Origin of the sequence: Heyndrickxia sp. NPDC080065 (genome assembly GCF_050281185.1) — a bacterium.
Classification (GTDB): Bacteria; Bacillota; Bacilli; order Bacillales; family Bacillaceae_C; genus Heyndrickxia.
In genome coordinates this window covers 200,234-220,514 of sequence record NZ_JBNNWS010000009.1, presented here as the reverse complement: position 1 = coordinate 220,514, position 20,281 = coordinate 200,234, and the positions used below count along the sequence as shown (strand labels likewise).

Here is a 20,281-nt window from a genome sequence, read left to right as displayed (position 1 = left end):
ATGAGGGATGGATTTTGTACCTTTTAATTCCAGTAAAGACTTATTGGTAAAATAAAACTTATTTACTTATGAGAAAATTCACCATAATATTATTACTCAATTAATTTAGAATTACTATGCCCTGAGCCTTTTATAAGCTTCAGGGCATTTAACTATTAAAATATCCTCAAAAAATATTTCAACTTCCTTGTTAAGTAAATTTAATTTTTGACCATATTCCGGTACTTCTCCGTCCGCTCATCACGAATAACACCGCTCCAGCTAAGACCAAAAGCAAAGTCATAGACGTGTTTTTCACTATCAACATGGCATTCCATATCATGTGGGACATCTTCAAATTGCTTTTCGACAGTTTTCATGTTAGCCGGCATTTGAAATGGAAGAAGACCTGAAGGCTCCACTTCCCCAGTTAGTATTTCAAAGATAGCCTGATCCTGTACGCCAAAATTAGCTACAACGGCATCCACTTCTTTTTCAAATTCCTCAACAATTGTTGGATTGGACATGAATAGGGAAACAATGACCGGCTTTCCTTCCATCTTCTTTTTTGTTTCTAAAATCATATCTAAATCAGTTGTGTTATCCGGAGTTACAGTTTTGCCTTTATACGAGCGGTTCGAAACATCTCCCGGTCGGGAATCACCAGCAAAACTCACTTCACGCGCATGCCCTGCAGTATATGGTTTGTATTGCAGACTGATCGGCACATATCCGTTGCCGCCAGCCTCTGCATCAGCATGGCTATATCCCATACCAGACATAGGCGTACGAATGAACACAAGCCCGATATCGGCTTCTTCCGGATTGTCTGTTACTGTAAAATATTTATTCGCAATATCGAGATTCACTGGAAATTCAAGCGATTCCGGAATAAGTCTGCCAAACCAGTCTTTTCTTGGTCCGGTATATCTTTTTGGAATATACACCTTACAGCCTTTTGCTAGTGGCAATACCTGATTCCTATTTTTCAACATAACAACAGACTTCAACTGTGCTTCATATCCATCTTTCATAAAGTCAGGATTTCCAACAATCTGTGCACTTTCTTCCACCGCTAGATATGGATTTTCAAATAGCCCCAGCCGGAAAATATTTTTTAACAGACGGACAGCAGATTCCTCAAAACGCTGGCGCATAAACGCTTCACCGTGCTCGGCAACCCCCATTTGATAAGCATCAATGATAGGCCCCGCCTCATTATTGCCGCCGAATTGGTCCACACCTGCCATCAACAGCTTATAATGGCGTTCCGCAACTGTAAGCTGTTCCACCCCCCATGGCTTCCCTCCTATTAGTGTAGCGGGATCTGGTGATTCATCATACGTGATATTCCAATCGGTACAAACAACCCCATCATACCTGTTTTTATTACGAAGCAAGTCATTAATCAAATATTGGTTATAGGAATTTCCGACATTTTCTCCGTTGACCGGATCTTGATTAAAAGATACGGTGTAATAAGGCATTACCGCTGAAGCCTTTTCGGTTTTACCGGATAGTTTAAACGCACCTTCCACGAATGGCTTCACATGCTCTTCAAAATTGTTTCCGGGATAGATAGCATATTTCCCGCTGCCATAGTGTGCATCTCTTCCCGCTTCACCTGATCCGCCACCCGGCCAATGTTTGACCATGGCATTGACACTGTCATAGCCCCAGCCATCGGTAATTTCCCTGTCACCCTCTGAAGTTTGAAAACCATCTATATAAGCACGGGCCATATCTGTCGAAAGCTGCGGGTCTTCACCAAAGGTCCCATTAAAACAGAACCAGCGGGGATCTGTTGCAATATCTATTTGAGGAGAAAGAGCCGTTGCAATTCCTAAAGCACGGTATTCTTTTGAGGCAATCTCACCAAATTTTTCTACAATTTTTGGATCAAAAGTTGCAGCAAGACCCAAAGATTCCGGCCACATCGAGATGCTGCCGCCTGCTCCGGAATTAAATTCAGAACTTGAATCAGAACCATGTCGTGGATCAGAACTATTGTTAGCTGGGATGCCTAGACCCAAGCCTTCTACTAATGCCTGAACTTCATTATTCCAGCGGGCGGCTATTTCCGGGCTCTCAACGGTTGTCATAAGAACATGTCTTAAATGATCATTGGTTAGAAATTCAATTTGTTCATCTGTTAAGTCCCAAGGGTTTGCTTTGCTTTCTTCATATGACTTGCCATTATAAGTACCTGCAAACCAAGCATTACTGTCGGCAGGGATAGATTGATGCCCGCTGTATAACATAAGACCGGCAATTTGTTCAATCGTCATCTTGGAGGCAAGATCCTTTGCCCGTTCCTCAGGTGATAACCTCCAGTCCTCGTATTTATCGATTTTTCCATCTTTATTTAAATCTTTAAAAAAGAACCCATCCTTCTCGAAAATCTTTACTCCTGAGGATTCCGAATAGCCAAGAGTCGGACCGCCGGCGTTTTTTACATATTGAATCTTAGCTGCAGAGTTGAAAATTCCTTTTTCCATTTTCATTTCCCCTTTCATTCAAAATCTATTTTATTTTTTAAAAAGGCTGTTTTCGTAAACTTTGTTGCTCTTGAACAAGGAGTGGCTGATTTCCACTCCAGGATGCTCGCTTTCCGCGGGGCGGGCGGTGAGCCCGCAGGAGTCTCGCACCTTCCGTTCCAATCAACGTTTTAAAACTTATTTCAAAAACAACAATCTTTTAAAGAAGTGCCTTTAAAAATAACTAGGTAAGAAGATATTCCGTATCCAGTACACATGGCATCTTATTTTGCTTCCGGAAGGACCGCAAATACATCATCCTTATGTTCTCCGACTTCAGGCAGTGGTTTAAGTGCTAACATTCCTAAAATGACAAGAATAGATAGGAAGAGATAGAAAAATGTCCAGCCGCCAATGCCCAATAATAGTGGGGCAATTGCAGGCACGATGGATTGCGGCAATGCATTCGCTACGTTCATTAAACCAAAGTCCTTTGCTGCATCTTCTTTGTTAGGTAAAATGCGAGTCACTAATGCCATGTCAACCGAAGTGAAGCATCCTAAGCCCAATCCCATGAGGACAGAAGCGATGAGAATTGCTGTGAAATTTGGAACAAAGCTAAAAATTAATAAACCAACTAAAATGATAAATGCAGACCCATATAAAAATGGTTTTTGTTTTTTATATTTGTCAGAAAGAATTCCGCCTAAAATGCTAGTAAGTGCCACAGCCACTAACCCTATTAAATTCATCGTTCCAATACTTGTTGTAGCTTGACTTTCTGTAAAACCTAAACGGTTCACAAGCATGACAGTTAGATAAAGGCTGCTGCTATAGCCCATCATCAATAGGAATTTTGAAACAATCGCCCATGAGAAATCAGGAAATTTACGCGGATTCGGGTATACTTTGCTTAGTTTTTCTCCCAGTGATTCTTTTGTCCCCATAGATTTTTCAATTTCCACTTTGCCATCACGGATGATAAATAAACTAATGATTGGTCCAGCAATACCAATAATTGAGATAAGCAGCCATTTCGTAAAAGTAGACGCATGAGGCATACTCATCATTAACACCATACCGAGCGCAATTCCAATAGGGATCGCCAAGCCCATTAATCCGGAAATCGTTCCGCGCTTATCTTCTTTTACCTGGTCAGGAACTAATGCTGTATAAGCGGCCATTCCAAAATTAAAAAATAATTGCGCAACACACCATCCTACCATAACCTGCCAAACCTGAGTGGCCGTTCCAATCCATAATAATGCTGCACATCCGAATAAAGGTCCTAATAAAATCCAAGTACGCCGACGGCCAAATGCAATATTAGTCCGATCACTAACTGCACCGCCTATTGGATTCCCAATTAATGCGAAGAAGGCTCCCACACCAGCAACTAAGCCGTAAGTAGACGTGTAACCATTTGGATCAATTTCCATTACCTTAAACGTTAACAACATGGAGGCAGGTGTCATAAGTCCCACCATCATACAGGCATAACCAAACATAATCCCAAAAGTCAATCTGCCAAATGGTGTTTTCACTTGACCGTTCAATGTTAATTCAGCCATATCATTTCCCCCTTACAGCGAATGTGAACGCTTACATTAAAATGTATGAAAAATATTCCAACTTACTAGATTTCTTGTCTTTTTGAAAAACATCCTCTCACGATCCCTAGTCAGGCCACGAGAGGATTTCCAATGTTTAGTTTGTTACTAGTTGTCCATTCATGTGTGCAATCAATTCACTTAGCATTTCCTCTGTAAACGCCCCTTGGCTGAAGTTAACAAGGGCACGAAGCGGCATATGCTTCATCATCGCTGCCATCATTTCAGCTGCATCAGGGTCCATATCTTCCATATTCAGAGGATTGCTCTCATTAGCCTTAGCTAACAGCTCCTTCGCAATTGGCGCTAAAATCGGATTTGATAGCAGATCGCCAACTGTTGTATTACGGTGAACCGATTTTGGCACCGATACAGTTGACTGAACATGGATACCCTCTGATAGAACAATGTCTCTTGAAGATTTACCAACGAGAATGTTAAATTCACCCGTTTCAACATACCAATCTTTCAATTCGACGTTATAGTAAGCAAATGACCGCTTATTTAATGTAAAGGTAACAGTTCTTTCCTCACCCGGCTGCAATTCTACTTTTTCAAAGCCTTTTAATTCTTTCTCCGGACGGACTACACTACTAGCTACATCTTGTACATACAGCTGGACAATTTCTTTCCCTGTTACATTTCCAATATTTTTTACGCTGACAGTAACATTTAACGAGTCAGTGTCTTTAATCTCTTTCTTATCTACAATAAGATTACTATATTCAAAGCTTGTATAGCTTAATCCATAACCAAATGGGAATAATGGATCAATATTCTTTTTATCGTAGTAACGATAACCGACGAAAATGCCTTCTTTATATTCCACTTTGTCCCCTTCACCAGGGAAGTTTAAGAAGGAAGGATTATCGCTTATTACTTTCGGGAAGGTCTCCGCTAATTTACCGCTTGGATTCGCATCGCCAAATAATAAATCAGCAATCGCTCCGCCAAGTGCCTGTCCGCCAAGATAGCCTTCCAGCACAGCTTTGACCTTATCAAGCCATGGCATTTCGATCGGGGCACCGTTACTTAACACAACCACAATATTAGGGTTTACTTCAGCAACCGCCTCAATCAACTTTATATGGTTTTCCGGCATCCTTAAATGTTCACGATCATAGCCTTCTGATTCATAACGGTCTGGAAGGCCAACAAAAAGAACAACCGTATCCGCTGCTACTGCCGCTTCTGTTGCTTCCTTAATTAAGGCTTCCTCCACCTCATCGTTATTAAGGTTATAGCCTTGTGCATAAAGTACATTTGTGTCCGTGCTTGACACCGATTTAATTTCTTCTAGAATATTTTCAAGTTTAGTTGGAACGATGTGTGAGCTTCCTCCACCTTGATAGCGTGGTGTTTGGGCGAAACCACCAATTACTGCTACGGTTCCGGACTTTTTCAATGGAAGAATGTGATCTTCATTTTTTAATAGAACCATGCTTTCGCGTGCAACTGCTCTTGCAAGCTGATGGTGTGCGTCTTTATCATAGAATGCATATTCTTTCTTGTTGTCTACAGCTTTAAAAATAATATTCAGGAGACGTTCTACAGCACGGTCTAGTTTCTCTTCAGCTAATTGACCATTTTGAACCGCATCAATAATTTTCTTTTCGCCAACCCCGAAGCTTGCAGGCATTTCCAAGTCCAATCCGTTTTCTAAGCCTGCTACTCTTTCATTGACTGCTCCCCAATCGGAAACAACAAAGCCTTCAAAGCCCCATTCGTCTTTTAAAATTTCATTTAATAAATAATTATTTTCAGAAGCATATTCGCCATTCACTTTGTTATAGGAACACATCACGGTCCATGGTTGAGCCTCTTTAACAGCGTCTTCAAAACTGGCCAGATATATTTCTCTTAATGTTCTTTCGTCCACGACAGCATCAACCGACATTCTTCGGTGCTCCTGGTTATTGGCTGCAAAATGTTTCAACGAGGTTCCAACACCTTGGCTTTGCACACCATTAATATGCTTGGCAGCCATTTGTGAGGATAAATAAGGATCCTCAGAAAAATATTCAAAGTTTCTTCCACACAGCGGGGAGCGCTTAATATTAGCACCTGGACCAAGGAGGACGGCTACATCTTCAGCCTGACATTCCTCACCTAATGCAACCCCAACTTTTTTAATTAATTCTCTATTCCATGAACTTGCTAATCCTACTGCAGATGGAAAGCATGTAGCGGGAACACTGTTGTTAAGACCTAAATGATCAGCATCCTCCGGCTGTTTCCGGAGTCCATGCGGACCATCGGTTACCATAATCGAAGGAATTCCTAATCGTTCAATCCCTTTTGTATGCCAAAAATCAAGTCCTGAACATAGACTTGCTTTTTCCTCTAAGGTCATTTCCGCAATGATTTTCTTTAAGTCTCTTCCCATAATATTCCTCCTTGTAAAAATCAATAGAAAACGCTTACTTGTCTTTCATTATAGTTTTTCTTTTTACACAGTTATGGTATATTTTTTAGAAAAATAGTATTAGTTTAACGAATATTATAAAAAATGCTTCAATTTTGTTAGTGGGGGTTCACATAGATGAATTTCTTAAAGAAAGAAGAGTTAAATTATATTTGTAATCTTTTATTTACTACCAATAAAATACCCATGTATGTTATAGATGATAAAGGGAACCTAGTATTGGATTTCTCAGAAAACCTCCTACAGAATCCGCTGTTTCCTTCAAGAATGGATTTTTTGGAGCAGTTGATGTTAAAGGATGATTATTACCCATTTCCAGTTTTTCAATCCACTACTAATCTTGAAAACTTTTTTTCTATTCAGCTCTTCTCAAAAAGCGAATTGAATGGAATCATCTGTGTTGGACCTGTCCTTTATTCCAGACTTCCAGATGAAACCATTAATGGTCTCATCCATGATTTACAACTAAACCAAAACAAGGAGCAGCTGATTGAGTATTATCAGTCTCTCCCCGTTATCACTAATTTAAATTTTATTAATATGAGCATGGCTTTGTATTACATGCTATTTCAAGAGCAATTGGACATGGAGGAAATCTTGCTGAATAATCACCATTTAGAAAAAGAGAAAATTAATATTGAAGCTCCAGAGATCCAGATTTCTGAGCAACGCAAAAATACTAAGGTTCATCATGACTTTGTTGCTGAGAAAAAACTCTTTGACTCTATTCAGGCTGGGAAAAAGACTGAAGTCCTCAATATGTTGAGGGCATTACCTGAAACAGGTGAGCCCGGGATATTATCTAAAAGGAGTCACTTACGAAGTCAAAAAAACTTAGCGATTTCAGGGATTACACTTGCAACGAGAGCAGCTGTGAGCGGAGGACTTTACCCAGAAATCGCCTATACACTTAGTGACTTTTTTATCCAGAATCTTGAAGAGTTGAATGACAGTAATTCAGTCATGCGGTTATTGGAAAATGCTGTCTTGGAGTTTACAGAACGAGTGGAACAAAGTAACAAGAATAAGTATTCCAAACCCATCTATGCCTGCCAAAATTATATCTTTACCCATCTTTACGAGGACATTACTCTACCTCAGTTAGCGGAAATAGCGGCCATGAATCCTAGTTACTTATCAACACTGTTTAAAAAAGAAGTAGACATGTCTATAAGTGAATATATCCAACGTGCCAAGGTGGATGAGGCCAAAAACTTAATCACCTACACATCCCATAGCTTGACGGAAATATCAACCCTTTTGAACTTTCATGACCAAAGCCATTTTACTAAGATTTTTAAAAAGTATGGAGGAGTAACTCCAAAGCAATTTAAAAATGGGTTGTTGGAAGTTGATTAATAAAATCTAGATTAGTTTATTAATAGAATTTGAGAGTATAAGCATTTTATACACGAATCAAAGCAAAACTAAAAGGATTGAATCCTGTACAATACAGAATTCAATCCTTAATCGCTGCTTAACATATTTTTCCTTACATTTTAGGTTCACTTCATCCTAAGGCTGTGTTAGTGCAGAACGCTTTAAAATATTGCTTTCGATATTTTACTTATAACAAAGCTCCGATCAATCACTAGCTTTGTTATTTAAGATTTATTTTTTGTACGCCTCATACACAAATTGCTGATTACTATTTGTAGGTTGTTTTTTATCATCAAAATCGGCAGTTACTACAACTTCGGAAAATCCTATACTTTGTAACACCAATTTAAATTCTTCAACACCATACCAACGTAAGGCAAAACGTTGTAACTCCGATTGAATTATTTTTCCTTTACGCCATTTTTCATACTTTAAATATGAAACTTTATACTGATTGAATAAATCCGCTTCAACAAGTTTACTTTCCATTGTAATGATATCATCATTAGGAAAAGTAAATGTTGATATCTCACAATCAGTAGCTACATTAAAATTTTTATCGGGTAGAAAAATATCAAGAATTAGTCTACCTCCTATTTCCAAATGCTCATACAATCTCTTTAAAACTTCAATGGATTCATCTCGGTTTTCAATTAATAAAAAAGAGCCAGCAGGAATAATAATTGCTTCGTATTTATTAGGTAGAGAAAGCTCCTTTAAATCTGATTGAAATAAATTAGGTGTTAACCCACGTTCTTCGCAGTGTTGATGACAGGAAGCTAACATTTCAGCTGAGTAGTCAACTCCATCTACATTAAGACCAGCTTCTAAAAGAGGTATGATTACACGACCAGAACCAACCATTGCCTCAAGAATAGGTCCTTTACAATTTTTCAGCTTTTCTTGATAAAACTCTATATCCCCACTGAATGACTGTCCTATTTTTTTGGTGAGATCATAAACCTCAGTACAAAGCTCTCCATAATTACTAAAAGACATAAATATTTACCCTCCGAATATTGTAATTTTACTGAAGGGCAATAACACTAGATTACCGCTTCAGCACCTCGAATTTAGTTGAATTTTCTTTTGAGCTGACTGTCATATAATTCACTCACTTCCCTATTTGATATGGATAAGTTTAACATAAACAGAAAATTGAATATATTATTTAAAATTTTTATTTCACATCAAAAAAAACACCTAACAATGTTAGGTGACTAGTTCATAGTTATTTATCCCCATCGTAAAAAACATCAATTTTGCCTCTTACTATTTAGTATAGTCTACAACATATTTTTAATTATTTTATTATCTTCTCTTTCATTTAAGTTTAAATTTCTTTCAACTTTATTGTTTATTACTTTTTCAAAACGGGGCATCATTCTAGATGATATAAAAGCAACGATTGGTACAGTCAGAACCACCCCAAAGCATCCGGTAATCCCTTGAATCACTTCAATGGTCACCATATTCATGTTGGTCAATTGGGTAAAATGTACTTTCATCGCATACAAAATCATCAGAGAAGAGAGAGTAGTGCCAGTAAAGGCAAGAATCAGGGTATTGGCCATTGTTCCCATCATATCGCGGCCAACATTGATACCGGAAAGAAAAAGTTCCTTCTTGCTAAGAGTAGGGTTGGCCATATAGACCTCATAAACGGAAGATGCGATGGAAATACCTACATCAATGATGGCACCAAGAGTAGCAAGCATGATTCCTGCAAACAGTAGCCCTTTAAGCTGCATACCTGTTTGCTGGGCAACAATAAGTAATACTTCCACTTCTTTCGTATTAAACCCTGAAATTTGTAATAATTCGCCTAAAATGTAGGCAATAGCTCCGGTTATAACCACGCCAACTGTTGTCCCAAGTATGGCTGCAATAGATTTCGAGCTCCAACCGTTCAATAAAAGCAACGTGATACAGGTTGTCAGGACCCCTACCACTACTGAAGCTAATATCGGAGAATACCCCCTATATAGCATCGGAATAAATAAATAAAAAATACTGGCAAAAGTAAAAAGAATACCGAGCACCGATTTCAACCCTTTTTTCCCGCCGATTGCCCAAAGAACGCCAAAAAACAGTAAAATCATGAAAGCCAGGAGGGGGGCCCGGTATTGGCTGTATACCGTTACGAAATAATTTTGGTGATCGGCCGAGTCTACGTTCACCACAATGGTCTGTCCTTTTTTTGTAAGAACGTTTATGTAGGGACTTAAATAGTTTGTAATGGTGTGGATCTCCCCTCGATGTTCCCCAGAAAGAATTTTGACCTCCAGCTGCTGAGTCCCATGATACAATCCGCCGTCTGCAGGATCCTTCGCTAAGTCTTCGCTGATGACCCTCAATACTTTTGCTTTTTCATAACTTGCATAAGAAGTCCCGCCCTGCTCATTATATGCTTTTTCAGGACTCTGATAAAAAAAATACATCAATAAACAGATAAGCAACACCACAGCTGTGAAAAGAGCTGTTCTTACTTTCTTGGATGTAAACATAAGAGACCTCCATGCCATTTTTCGAAATGAATATTCTACCATTCTATTAACCTACTAGATGATTGTTAACGCAGCGTAAACATAATCTTTACTTTATGTAAAAAAATATATTTTTATTTAGAAAATAGTTGTTTACAGAAAATTAACTCAAGTCAAATATTCCATTAACATTTATTTCTTAAGATTTAACTGTACTCTCACACTACCAAGCGCGCGGGTGAGAGAAGCAAAATTTAGGAGGGATTATTCGTATGTTTAATGTATTAAATCTAAAAAGGTCTACGAAAATTAGCCTAGCAGCTGCGTCTGCACTCCTGGTAATACCCTTGCTAACAACAAGTTTCACAGGTACAAGCAATGAAAATCCAATGGTCATGGCCCATGCAGAAGAACTTAAGTATGCTTCTAAAGACATCGCACTCAATCCCGGCAGTAATGAGAGTGAACTGCGTTTTACGTGGTATTCATCAGCTAATCCAGAAAAAGCAATAGTCCAAATTGCAAAGAAATCAGATATGACAGGCAATGTATTCCCTGTTGATAAAGCTAAGACCTTTGCAGGAACGGCTTCACAAGCTGCGACAGTCGGAGCAAATGTCTATTATTCCAACAAAGTTACGGTTACCGATCTTGAACCTTCTACTCAATATGTGTATCGGGTAGGAGACGGCACAAACGAGAGTTGGAGCTCTGTTTACAACTATGCAACACAACGATCTGATCAATACAGCCTTATGTTTGTTGGCGACCCACAAATCGGTGCTTCTGGCAGCGTGTCGAAAGATCAGGCTGGTTGGACAAACACGCTTAATAAAGCAGTGGCCAAGTTCCCAAACTTTAGCTATATTATGTCGGCAGGCGATCAGGTGAATACAGCAACAAGCGAAGCAGAGTATGACGCTTTTCTAAGTCCAGATGTACTCAGAAGTTTGCCTATAGCAACGGTTGTCGGAAATCACGACACCAGTGTGAATTACAAATATCATTTCAATCAGCCTAATGAGTCAACAAAATACGGCGTAACCAATGCCAGTGGTGACTATTATTATACCTATGGCGAATCTCTGTTCATGGTTTTAAACACGAACAATACGGACGGAGCCTCACACGTCCAATTCATGAAAGAAACAGCAGCCAAATTTCCAAACGCGAAATGGAAATTCGTCACATTCCACCATGACATTTATGGAGCTGGACCTCACTCTACCGAGTCCTTGATTACAAACTTAAGAGCCGCTCTTTTTCCAACGTTTGATGAGCTGAATGTCGACGTCATCTTCATGGGTCATGACCATTCTTATGTCAGAACTTATGTGATGAAAGGGGATATCCCACAAAAAAATCAGCTGATCGACAGCAAGGGAAGGGTCGTTAACCCAACAGGATCAATGTATATCACCGCAAACTCTGCAAGTGGCAGTAAGTATTATGAATTAATGGTGACTCCGGAAGTATATTCCGAGGTTAGAACCCAGCTTAAAGTCCCAACCTTCTCTACCATCAATGTAAATCCATATAGTGTTTCGGTTGATACCTATAGAACGGATACCATGGAAAGAGTAGACACGTGGTCAATGGTAAAAACCAGCCTTCCAATGCTTCAGGGATTGGTTGAAGAGTATATCTCAAAAAGAGATTTGAAATCAGGACTTTCCAGTCAGTTGATTAACTCCCTGAAACAAGCACAACATCAATTTGATAAGGGCTCCAAAACACAAGCAGTCAAATTTGTACAAGATTTCCTAAAGCATTTGAATAACGAAGCCATGCAGAAGAACGTGACCCAATCTGCCAAAGATGTCTTGGCAGATGCTGCAGAAGAACTCGTCTTATCCTTGACTGCACAATAAAGGAATGCCTGTGCTTAATCACAAGTAAGCTTTCATCCCACTGGCTTTTGTGGACAGTGGGATCTTTATTTGATTGTATTCCTTTTTAAACAAATAACGGTGAAATCCCTGTCTGTAATCAGACTCAGATATAGATTTACTTTCCGGGATTAATAAAACAGGAGGAAACGAAGATGGTTAAAAAATGGGTCATGTTGATCGTTGCCTTGTTTGCGATATTCGGCTTCATTGCCCCTGTTACGTACGCCCATAGCATGGACAGCGAGGCTTATTCAGACATTTCGGAAAAGGATGGGGTTATCAAATATGTGCTGAGGATAAATATGGACCAATTAAGGATTATCATAACCCCGACTGATCCGGAAATCAGCAATCATGCACCAGACGTGATTAACCAATTTCTGCGGAATTCCAAAACAGAAGTGGGATCCTATCTACTTTCCAAAATCAAACTCCATGTCGACGGATTACCGTTGGAAGGCAACTTGACCTCGCTTCAAGCAACAGAAGTGAACAACAAGCTTTATGCAAAAGCAGTACTGGAGTACCCAGTAAAACAAGAGCCTGAGCAATTCATATTATCCTATAACCCGTTTTTTGATGATTTAGACCAATGGCATACTAATTATGTCACGTTAGACCTCGGCGGAAAGAAACAAAATCCTGTGTTGACCTATGATTCTCGAGAAGTCCAACTGGGCGAATTAAGTTTTGCCCATACTGTCAAACAATTCTTATGGCTTGGAATGGAACATCTGTTTACCGGTTATGACCATATTTTGTTCATAATAGCCCTACTTATAGGAGCTACCTCAATTAAACAGATTTTGAAGGTTGTTACAGCATTTACAGCAGCCCATACAACGACTTTGATTTTAACAAGTTTGCATATTGTGACGTTACCTGGAAGATTTGTCGAGTCTGCCATTGCGCTTAGCATCGCCTATGTCGCCATAAATAATCTGTTAAAACTGAACACGAAACACAATACCTGGTTAGCCTTCGGATTCGGTTTAATTCACGGATTTGGTTTTGCCGACATATTATCAGAAATGAGGATGGACGGGGTACAGTTTGCATCTTCGCTATTGACATTTAATTTAGGTATCGAAATAGGTCAAGTGATTATCGTATTGTTTATGTATCCTGTTATTCAATTACTCCGCCGAATCAAATGGCCGATTCCTGCTATTTCAGCGGCAATTACCCTTTTTGGGATGGTCTGGTATATCGAGAGGGCGTTTTTTTAGAATTGTGACTTTCGGAAAGGATATATTAGCGACACCCTTTTACAGTTTCAAAAAAACTGAGGACTTGGTCTTGGTACGGCAGGAAAAGTTACATATATCGTATAGTTTTCGGCCTGAATCTAAAGGATTCAGGCTCTTTTATATTCTTTTCAAAATAGGTAGAAATTCTTTTTTTACTTTACTATGATTTAATCTGGTATAGCCTCCAAACCATTCGGATTAAACTTCAAAGACTTTATAAATTTTTTTAACTCTTTTTAATTGAGATACAGTAAGTTCGTTTTCTCTCTTTTTTAGTACGGTTAAAAATGCCTCTTTATTGTCGCTCGTTACAGCAGGGATCGTACTTTCAGAATGTTGCGGGATTTCCTTTGGTCTACAAGTCTCCAAATGAGTGAGTAAGAACGGAAAAATTCGCTCATTGTTTTGCTTGTTTACTACTGCAAGCTTTCCTAGTGTTAAAACTCCTTTATCAACAGTGATCACCGAGCCAGTTTTCATTGCAGAAAATAAAGTTTCAATATGTTTCATAATAATCTCAGATGACACTCGTGCTATGGTAGATAAAGTAGTCATCGCTCCCCAAACTAAGCGATTATTACGACTTTTTAGAAGGTCTATGAAAACCAAAGCATAGTCACTTATGAGTTCTGGTTTTATTTCTCCAATTTCATACGCTACTTTTATACAATCCTGTTGAATCTTTTTATCTTTATTAGATAAATTCTGAATTACTTCTTTAATACCTTCATGATTATTTTTATCAACTAATTCATGTGCAAGTTCAATATTCGGCTCTTCATCCTTACGATTAAGCTGTGATGCTAATTTGTTTACTATCGTCATAAAAATCCCCCTTTTACCAAATGTAATCGGACACAATTAGGCAGCAACCATTTTTTCAAATAAAGACAAATCTTGAATCTTTAGTTATTCATTCAACAACATTCCGGCAAGCTCATATAGGGTGTTTTGCTGTAGAATGCGATAGTGACGACCTTCCTTTTGCAAATATCCTTTTTCGCAAAATTGCGTAAGCACATACAATAAATGCCGATAGGAGACGCCTAAAAAATCACAAACAGTTACGTGCTTCTCCTTATAGGTCTCTCCATCAGCTGTTTGTAAAATAAAGTCCGCAAGCCGGTTTTCAAGTGGGAAAGAACTACTTTGCGCATACTTTGCAGCCATTTTTGTTGATTTTGCACTTAAAAACATGGCTAGTTCGCGTAGAAATGTCGCATCTTCCAGCATTTTTGTGCGACATGAGTGTAAAGGAATGGCAAAACAAATGGTCTCGGTGGTAGTTTGAATCCCCTTTGTATAGTAAATCCGATTTAATAATTCCATTTCCCCAATAAAATCCTTCGCCTTGATAAAACTCAATAAGGAAACTTTCCCATTTTGATGCGTTACATAAACTTTTGCTTTTCCTTCAATGACATAAAACAAATAATCCGGTCGCATGCCTTCTTGAATGATCCATTCATCACGTTTATATTTATGTACTTCTATAAACTCTTCAATCGGAAAAGAAAATAAATGCCCAATTGAATATTCCTCCAAATAACGCTGTCTTTTCTCACCTTTATAAATTTCCATAATCCGCCCCAAAATATGAGATATCTCATATTATTGTACGTATCTCCATGATATTATGCAAACATCGGGGGGAATTAGAATGAATTCACAACGCTGGATGAGCAGACAGTTTTTTAGTTTCTTTATTACATGGGGGATTTTTCTACCTTTTTGGACAGGCTGGATGATTCATACAAAAGATATTTCGGTTTCACAAGCTAGTTTGATTATGAGTTTAGGGTTGGTTGCACGAGGCATTTCTACATTATTAATATTTCCTTATTTATCGAGGAAATTTAGTAGTAAAGCCTTAATAAATGGGATGGCAATCGGTACGCTAATCGCCATTGTATGTTATATTCCTGCAAATTCTTTTGCTAGCTTGCTGGTGGCAACATTACTTTTGCATTTATTTTATCCAGCATTGATGCCTGCATTGGATAGCGCAGCTGGCATCCTTGCGCAAAATAAGCAATTAAAACATTATGGGAAGAGCCGCTCTTGGGGATCCATTGGCTTTGTTATTTCTGGCGTGATTTTAACTGTTTTTACAGGGGCACTTGGGGATGACGTGATTTTATGGGCGCTGCTGCTCGGCACGCTTGTACTCGTATGTCTTAATTTTATGCGTGCACCCGTTGTTCTAAATGAAAAGCCGCCAGTAAATCAAACAAAAAAAGTCGGCATGCTGCAATTATTTCGGGTTAAACACTTCGGTGTGGTGCTCGTTATTGTGATTTTACTGCAAGCGGCACACGCCTCTTATTACAACTATGGCTACATTTTTTTACAAGAAATCCATGCACCTAAATATTTAATTGGTGTGATTATTAACATTGCCGTGATCTCAGAAATCATTTTCTTTTTCATTGCAGACCGGAGCTTTCGTCGATTTTCAGTTGGTTCCTTACTAACACTTGCGGCGCTTGGTTCAACTGTGCGTTGGATACTAGTATTTACCTTTCCAAATGTTATTGTTTTCTGTATCTCGCAAACATTGCATGCCTGCTCATTTGCGATGGGGCATTATGCTTTTATGAAATTCTTGATCAAAAATATTCCACATTCACAGATTCCAAATGCACAAGGTATGTATTCAGCACTGGCACTTAGCTGGAGCACAGCGATCTTTACGATTTTCGGCGGTTATTTATATGAAATCGAGCCAAGATACGCCTTTATCGGAATGATTGTTTGCACCATTCCATCGATGCTGCTTGCACTTGTTTATCGGAAATTGGATCATCAAAAGGGAGAACTGTTTGAAAGAACAAGTTAAAAGATGGGAACAACATTTGGAGCATATCGGCGGTTTTTAAAATAAGCTGCTATGGTACCTATGAATTTAGTTGCTTAAAACACATCAAATATCTTCGCTCATTTACTGAGTACTCTAAAAGAAAGAAAAAACAATAAAAGCCATAGTCAAAAAACATAAATCATGTTTTTAATGACTATGGCATCTCTTATTTTACGCTACGTATAGAATAATAAGGAAGGATAACGAAACATTCAACCGTTTCCTTTCAGCATCATAGCTATTTGCTTTTTCGCTCTTCCTTTTCAATCTCCTTATCATCTTTCATTAATATCTTCATATCTATTTTTAGCATGCGATCCCTTGGATATGTGCCAGTGTAACGATACTTGTTTGCTCCAGATTCAAAGTTTACATAAAGTTCCTTTTTGACTAATACCGCTCCTTCATACATTGGAATGGCTACTATACTTTCTCTTGGTTTTGCTGTTTGACCATCAAGGAACCAAAGGGGTACATTTTTCCCACCAATCATAATATATGCATGGGGCTTCTCTTTTAGAGGAGCTTCATATCGATACAAAACGCTGTCATTCGCTCTGCCGTAAGAAGTGACTAAAGAAATTCCTTTCTTTTGAACAACCGCACCTTGAACCTTCCCAATCGTCGATAATACATAATCAGGAGTTGCGGGTTGACTTGACCCTTTATTCCATTGTTCACTTGAAAGCATATCCGTACTACTCTTAAGCTTATATCCAACCATCCATGCATATTGCATTTCTCCAGCACGGTTAAGCAAATGGTGTGATGGATCTGTTGGGTAACTATTTGGTTCATAAAACTCCCCAACCCAAAGGATGCCATTATCATCGTCATATACATCATAAGCGGCATCTATAGGAACTGGAATTTGGTTCGTGAATTTGATCTCATCATTATTTTGAGCGGTTACTATATCATTTATATTTAAAGTGAATAATGATGTTTCAGATGCAATCCAAACATGATCCTTACTGACCGCGACTCCTCCCGCATGACCTGTATACGGAGTACCATCTTGGTTATACAACAAAATTGATTTAATTAATTTCTCAGTCGTTGCATCAATTACACATAACGTTCCTGGCCTTCCGTCCTCTAAATAATTAATGGAGAGTAACCAATCCTTTTTCTTATAATAACCTAATCCCTGCGGCACAAGATCTTGAACTAATCCAGGGATAACTGGCCCGTCCTGACTGATATTCCATAGCTCTTGATATTTAGGGTCTTTAACGTTAGAGGATCTTTCCTCCTGTGTAATCTTTTGATGAGCTGGAGTCACAGTTAATGGAACTGATTTTGAAGATTCATTCCCTGATAGATCCTCAGCTGTCATTTGCAAAGTATAATCTTGATTACCTATAAGAGAGTATAAAGTAAATTCATGTTTGGATGGGGAGATTGAGAACTCTAAAACTCCATTTTTATAGACATTATAACGGTAGATGTCGGACTCTGGATTTGGATCCCAGGTTAGAGACGCTTCTCCGTTTCCTACCTTAGCTTTTATATTTGCTGGGATTTGCGGAGCATCTTCATCCAGTTTGGGTCTTGGCGGAGCCTGGTTAGGTACTATCCATCCTGAAGTTGGATTTTGATTGCCAGATAAGGTTTTCATCAATATGCTTCCATCTTTTGGATAGGTAAATGTAATTGATTTATTCAAGTAAACATCATCACCTGTATAAGTTGCTCGAACAACTTCTTTTCCATTTGGATCAATGACTGAAACTGTCTGTACTTTTGTATTTACCATCCCTCCTATATTGTCTAATACCTGTAATTTCTCTTCATCTAAATATTTACTTTTGTAGGAAGCAAAGTAATTATGATTGAAGGCTTCTAAAGTAATGGGCTGAATTTCTTGTCTTCTAGTCCAAAATAGAATCGTATCCCACGGGGCAATTTTAGTGGAATGTTTAATTTCTACATTCCAGCTCCCCGATTGAATATGATATCCCTTTAAATCTATCTCTTTATCACTATTATTATAAATTTCTACATACTCAAATGCATCATAACCAGCATAGTTATCCGTATCTGGTACTACCTCGGTGATAAGTAAATTGGGAATAGAAGTGTTCTCTGTTGCTTTTGATTTGGAAGTATGAAAAAACAAAACATTTCCCATTACCAGAACAAGCGTAAAAGCATAGATTACCAATTTATAAGACTTTATGCTCCTCACTCTTTCAGCCTCCTTAAAAAAAGTTTTTATGGTTTTTCTTTTGATCCAGTTAACGTTATATAGTCACAGTTTTGGACACCGTTTGGTCAGGCACCAAGGATAGACACCCTATTAAATAATGATTGTAAATTTTCAACAATATAGTCGGGGTAAATATTTGTTTGTTCAACATCTTCTTTGCTAGATACTCCCGTTAACACAAGACACGTGTGAAAATCATTTGTCTTTCCCAACATAATATCGGTCTCGAGACGATCTCCAATGATTAAACAACGGTTACTAGTAATCTTTAATATCTCGAGAACTTTATTCCCATAGAATGAGGAAGGTTTCCCAATTACATCATTAATCGTTTGGCCAGATGCTACCTCAATTGCTTTAGCTATTGCCAATGTATCTGAAATATACCCTTCAGGAACTGGACATGACGGATCTGGATTGGTCACAATTAGTTTCGCCCCATTGCGCACTGCGTTCATCGCCAAATTAAGCTTTTCATACGTAAAGGAACGATCTAATCCGACAAGAACATGTGTTGCTTCCATAGGGTTTTCTGTCATTTTTAATGCAAAACGATTAAATTCTTCCTCAATTGCTTTTTCACCAACTATGTAAACACATGAGTCCGGAAACTTCTCCGAAAAATAGACAGCTGATATAAAAGGTGCTGTAATTACTTCCTCTAGTTCAGCAATAATCCCCATTGTTTGAAGTCGTTGTTGGCATTCTTCTCTTGTTTGCGTTGGTGTATTAGTAATAAAAAGAACTTTTTTGTTTTGCCTTCTTAGCAGGTCAAGTGTTTCTTTCACACCGGGTAAAAGCTCACTACCGACATATATCGTTCCATCTAAATCAAAACAATAGGCATCAAAATCGTTAATGTTAACCAATCTATTTCTCCACCTTTACCTAAATTAAAACTTTATTTTGAAGAAGTTCCTTACCTTTACGTAATTCTTTTAATGGAGTAGCTGGAGCATATTCCAAAATGAGTTGGCAATCGACGGAATGTTCATTAATCATCGCAAAGATTTCTTTCCATTGAATCGACCCTTCACCAATTGGCAAATGATCATCTCCAGTTCCATTATTATCATGGATATGGAGTGCAAGAAGTTGATCCTTTGTATCTTTTATTAGTTGTGGAATATTCCATCCATTTAGATGAGCATGTCCTATATCAATTAAATATCCTGCCGTTTCATCCATAACTTCTAGAAAACTCGTAAACTCATTTTGCGTAAAAAGAGAACTGCCATTGTATCCTACATTTTCAATGGCAAGCTTCACGTTCAAAGGTTTAGCAACTTCACACAACCTCTTGATATAAAACGCAGCGCGTTGTTGAGCAAGTTTTTTATCAAAAATTGGAGAGAAGCAAAACCCAGGGTGAATGACAACATGACCAGCACCAATCATACTAGCAAATTCAATAGCTTTTTTATATTCAGAAAATGAAGCTTCTCTAATTGCCTTATTTTCACTTGTAAGGTTGATATCCCATGCAGGTGGATGAATGGTATAGCCAACAGGTAATGCTTTTAGTTTTGATGAAAAATCCTCAAATAAATCTTCCATGTCATCCCACTTTTCTCCATCCATCATTAGTTCAATTTTATTCGCCCCATGTTTTATTAAATCATTTATATTTTCAAAAATATCATTATTAATAAGCACCAAATCGGAATAACAGATATCTCTTTTCATTTATTATCATCCTTTTCCGTAATA

General features: G+C 38.3%; 14 protein-coding genes and 1 pseudogene. 5 read left to right on the top strand and 10 right to left on the bottom strand.

Annotated features, from left to right (window positions below):
- Positions 1–200: 200 nt before the first annotated feature.
- The 3 genes from ACQKP0_RS13010 to ACQKP0_RS13000 form a co-directional block, all read right to left on the bottom strand.
- Positions 201–2,477: a glycoside hydrolase family 3 N-terminal domain-containing protein gene (locus ACQKP0_RS13010; RefSeq protein WP_427406277.1), complete on the bottom strand. Its 2,277-nt coding sequence runs from the start codon at positions 2,475–2,477 to the stop codon at positions 201–203.
- Positions 2,478–2,740: 263 nt separating this feature from the next.
- Positions 2,741–4,027 carry an MFS transporter gene (locus tag ACQKP0_RS13005; RefSeq protein ID WP_427406276.1) on the bottom strand — a complete coding sequence of 429 codons (1,287 nt, stop codon included), beginning with the start codon at positions 4,025–4,027 and terminating at the stop codon, positions 2,741–2,743.
- 136 nt (positions 4,028–4,163) lie between these two features.
- The gene (locus ACQKP0_RS13000) at positions 4,164–6,452 is read right to left on the bottom strand and encodes a glycoside hydrolase family 3 C-terminal domain-containing protein (protein WP_427406275.1); all 2,289 of its coding nucleotides are present in this window, start codon (positions 6,450–6,452) and stop codon (positions 4,164–4,166) included.
- A gap of 156 nt (positions 6,453–6,608) precedes the next feature.
- Between ACQKP0_RS13000 and ACQKP0_RS12995 the strand changes: the two genes are divergently transcribed.
- On the top strand, positions 6,609–7,850 hold the full coding sequence (locus ACQKP0_RS12995) for a helix-turn-helix domain-containing protein (protein ID WP_427406274.1): 1,242 nt from the start codon (positions 6,609–6,611) through the stop codon (positions 7,848–7,850).
- Between the two features lie 50 nt (positions 7,851–7,900).
- A pseudogene (locus tag ACQKP0_RS12990) lies at positions 7,901–7,972 on the top strand (IS3 family transposase); the annotation flags it as partial.
- Positions 7,973–8,102: 130 nt separating this feature from the next.
- On the opposite strand, the gene ACQKP0_RS12985 reads toward ACQKP0_RS12990, so the two are convergent.
- Together ACQKP0_RS12985 and ACQKP0_RS12980 are read right to left on the bottom strand one after the other, a co-directional pair.
- A complete protein-coding gene (locus ACQKP0_RS12985) occupies positions 8,103–8,870 on the bottom strand; it encodes a class I SAM-dependent methyltransferase (RefSeq protein ID WP_427406273.1) in 768 nt (255 codons plus the stop codon).
- Positions 8,871–9,157: 287 nt separating this feature from the next.
- The gene (locus tag ACQKP0_RS12980) at positions 9,158–10,378 is read right to left on the bottom strand and encodes a YibE/F family protein (RefSeq protein ID WP_427406272.1); all 1,221 of its coding nucleotides are present in this window, start codon (positions 10,376–10,378) and stop codon (positions 9,158–9,160) included.
- Positions 10,379–10,629: 251 nt separating this feature from the next.
- On the opposite strand from ACQKP0_RS12980, the gene ACQKP0_RS12975 reads away from it, so the two are divergent.
- Both ACQKP0_RS12975 and ACQKP0_RS12970 read left to right on the top strand, forming a co-directional pair.
- The gene (locus ACQKP0_RS12975; protein ID WP_427406271.1) at positions 10,630–12,228 is read left to right on the top strand and encodes an FIMAH domain-containing protein; all 1,599 of its coding nucleotides are present in this window, start codon (positions 10,630–10,632) and stop codon (positions 12,226–12,228) included.
- A 173-nt stretch (positions 12,229–12,401) separates the two neighbouring features.
- The gene (locus ACQKP0_RS12970) at positions 12,402–13,478 is read left to right on the top strand and encodes a HupE/UreJ family protein (protein WP_427406270.1); all 1,077 of its coding nucleotides are present in this window, start codon (positions 12,402–12,404) and stop codon (positions 13,476–13,478) included.
- A 219-nt stretch (positions 13,479–13,697) separates the two neighbouring features.
- On the opposite strand, the gene ACQKP0_RS12965 is transcribed toward ACQKP0_RS12970, so the two are convergent.
- Together ACQKP0_RS12965 and yeiL are read right to left on the bottom strand one after the other, a co-directional pair.
- Positions 13,698–14,324 carry a hypothetical protein gene (locus ACQKP0_RS12965; RefSeq protein ID WP_427406269.1) on the bottom strand — a complete coding sequence of 209 codons (627 nt, stop codon included), beginning with the start codon at positions 14,322–14,324 and terminating at the stop codon, positions 13,698–13,700.
- A gap of 84 nt (positions 14,325–14,408) precedes the next feature.
- Positions 14,409–15,080 carry a transcriptional regulator YeiL gene (yeiL, locus tag ACQKP0_RS12960; RefSeq protein WP_427406268.1) on the bottom strand — a complete coding sequence of 224 codons (672 nt, stop codon included), beginning with the start codon at positions 15,078–15,080 and terminating at the stop codon, positions 14,409–14,411.
- A gap of 79 nt (positions 15,081–15,159) precedes the next feature.
- Between yeiL and ACQKP0_RS12955 the strand changes: the two genes are divergently transcribed.
- Positions 15,160–16,338, top strand: coding sequence for an MFS transporter (locus tag ACQKP0_RS12955; protein ID WP_427406267.1), 1,179 nt, complete (start codon positions 15,160–15,162; stop codon positions 16,336–16,338).
- Positions 16,339–16,597: 259 nt separating this feature from the next.
- Here the strand turns inward: ACQKP0_RS12955 and ACQKP0_RS12950 are convergent, their stop codons facing one another.
- The 3 genes from ACQKP0_RS12950 to ACQKP0_RS12940 form a co-directional block, all read right to left on the bottom strand.
- A complete protein-coding gene (locus ACQKP0_RS12950) occupies positions 16,598–18,550 on the bottom strand; it encodes a lamin tail domain-containing protein (protein ID WP_427406266.1) in 1,953 nt (650 codons plus the stop codon).
- A gap of 86 nt (positions 18,551–18,636) precedes the next feature.
- Positions 18,637–19,440 carry an HAD-IIA family hydrolase gene (locus ACQKP0_RS12945; protein WP_427406265.1) on the bottom strand — a complete coding sequence of 268 codons (804 nt, stop codon included), beginning with the start codon at positions 19,438–19,440 and terminating at the stop codon, positions 18,637–18,639.
- A gap of 19 nt (positions 19,441–19,459) precedes the next feature.
- Positions 19,460–20,257, bottom strand: a complete 798-nt coding sequence (locus ACQKP0_RS12940; RefSeq protein WP_427406264.1) for a sugar phosphate isomerase/epimerase family protein — start codon at positions 20,255–20,257, stop codon at positions 19,460–19,462.
- Between the last annotated feature and the right edge of the window lie 24 nt (positions 20,258–20,281).

Excerpts from the sequence above, each read along its gene's own strand:
- yeiL (WP_427406268.1), bottom strand. The coding sequence starts at position 15,080 with ATGGAAATTTATAAAGGTGAGAAAAGACAGCGTTATTTGGAGGAATAT.
- ACQKP0_RS12970 (WP_427406270.1), top strand. The coding sequence starts at position 12,402 with ATGGTTAAAAAATGGGTCATGTTGATCGTTGCCTTGTTTGCGATATTC.
- ACQKP0_RS12995 (WP_427406274.1), top strand. The coding sequence starts at position 6,609 with ATGAATTTCTTAAAGAAAGAAGAGTTAAATTATATTTGTAATCTTTTA.
- ACQKP0_RS12980 (WP_427406272.1), bottom strand. The coding sequence starts at position 10,378 with ATGTTTACATCCAAGAAAGTAAGAACAGCTCTTTTCACAGCTGTGGTG.
- ACQKP0_RS12985 (WP_427406273.1), bottom strand. The coding sequence starts at position 8,870 with ATGTCTTTTAGTAATTATGGAGAGCTTTGTACTGAGGTTTATGATCTC.
- ACQKP0_RS12965 (WP_427406269.1), bottom strand. The coding sequence starts at position 14,324 with ATGACGATAGTAAACAAATTAGCATCACAGCTTAATCGTAAGGATGAA.
- ACQKP0_RS12955 (WP_427406267.1), top strand. The coding sequence starts at position 15,160 with ATGAATTCACAACGCTGGATGAGCAGACAGTTTTTTAGTTTCTTTATT.
- ACQKP0_RS13005 (WP_427406276.1), bottom strand. The coding sequence starts at position 4,027 with ATGGCTGAATTAACATTGAACGGTCAAGTGAAAACACCATTTGGCAGA.
- ACQKP0_RS13010 (WP_427406277.1), bottom strand. The coding sequence starts at position 2,477 with ATGGAAAAAGGAATTTTCAACTCTGCAGCTAAGATTCAATATGTAAAA.
- ACQKP0_RS12975 (WP_427406271.1), top strand. The coding sequence starts at position 10,630 with ATGTTTAATGTATTAAATCTAAAAAGGTCTACGAAAATTAGCCTAGCA.
- ACQKP0_RS12940 (WP_427406264.1), bottom strand. The coding sequence starts at position 20,257 with ATGAAAAGAGATATCTGTTATTCCGATTTGGTGCTTATTAATAATGAT.
- ACQKP0_RS13000 (WP_427406275.1), bottom strand. The coding sequence starts at position 6,452 with ATGGGAAGAGACTTAAAGAAAATCATTGCGGAAATGACCTTAGAGGAA.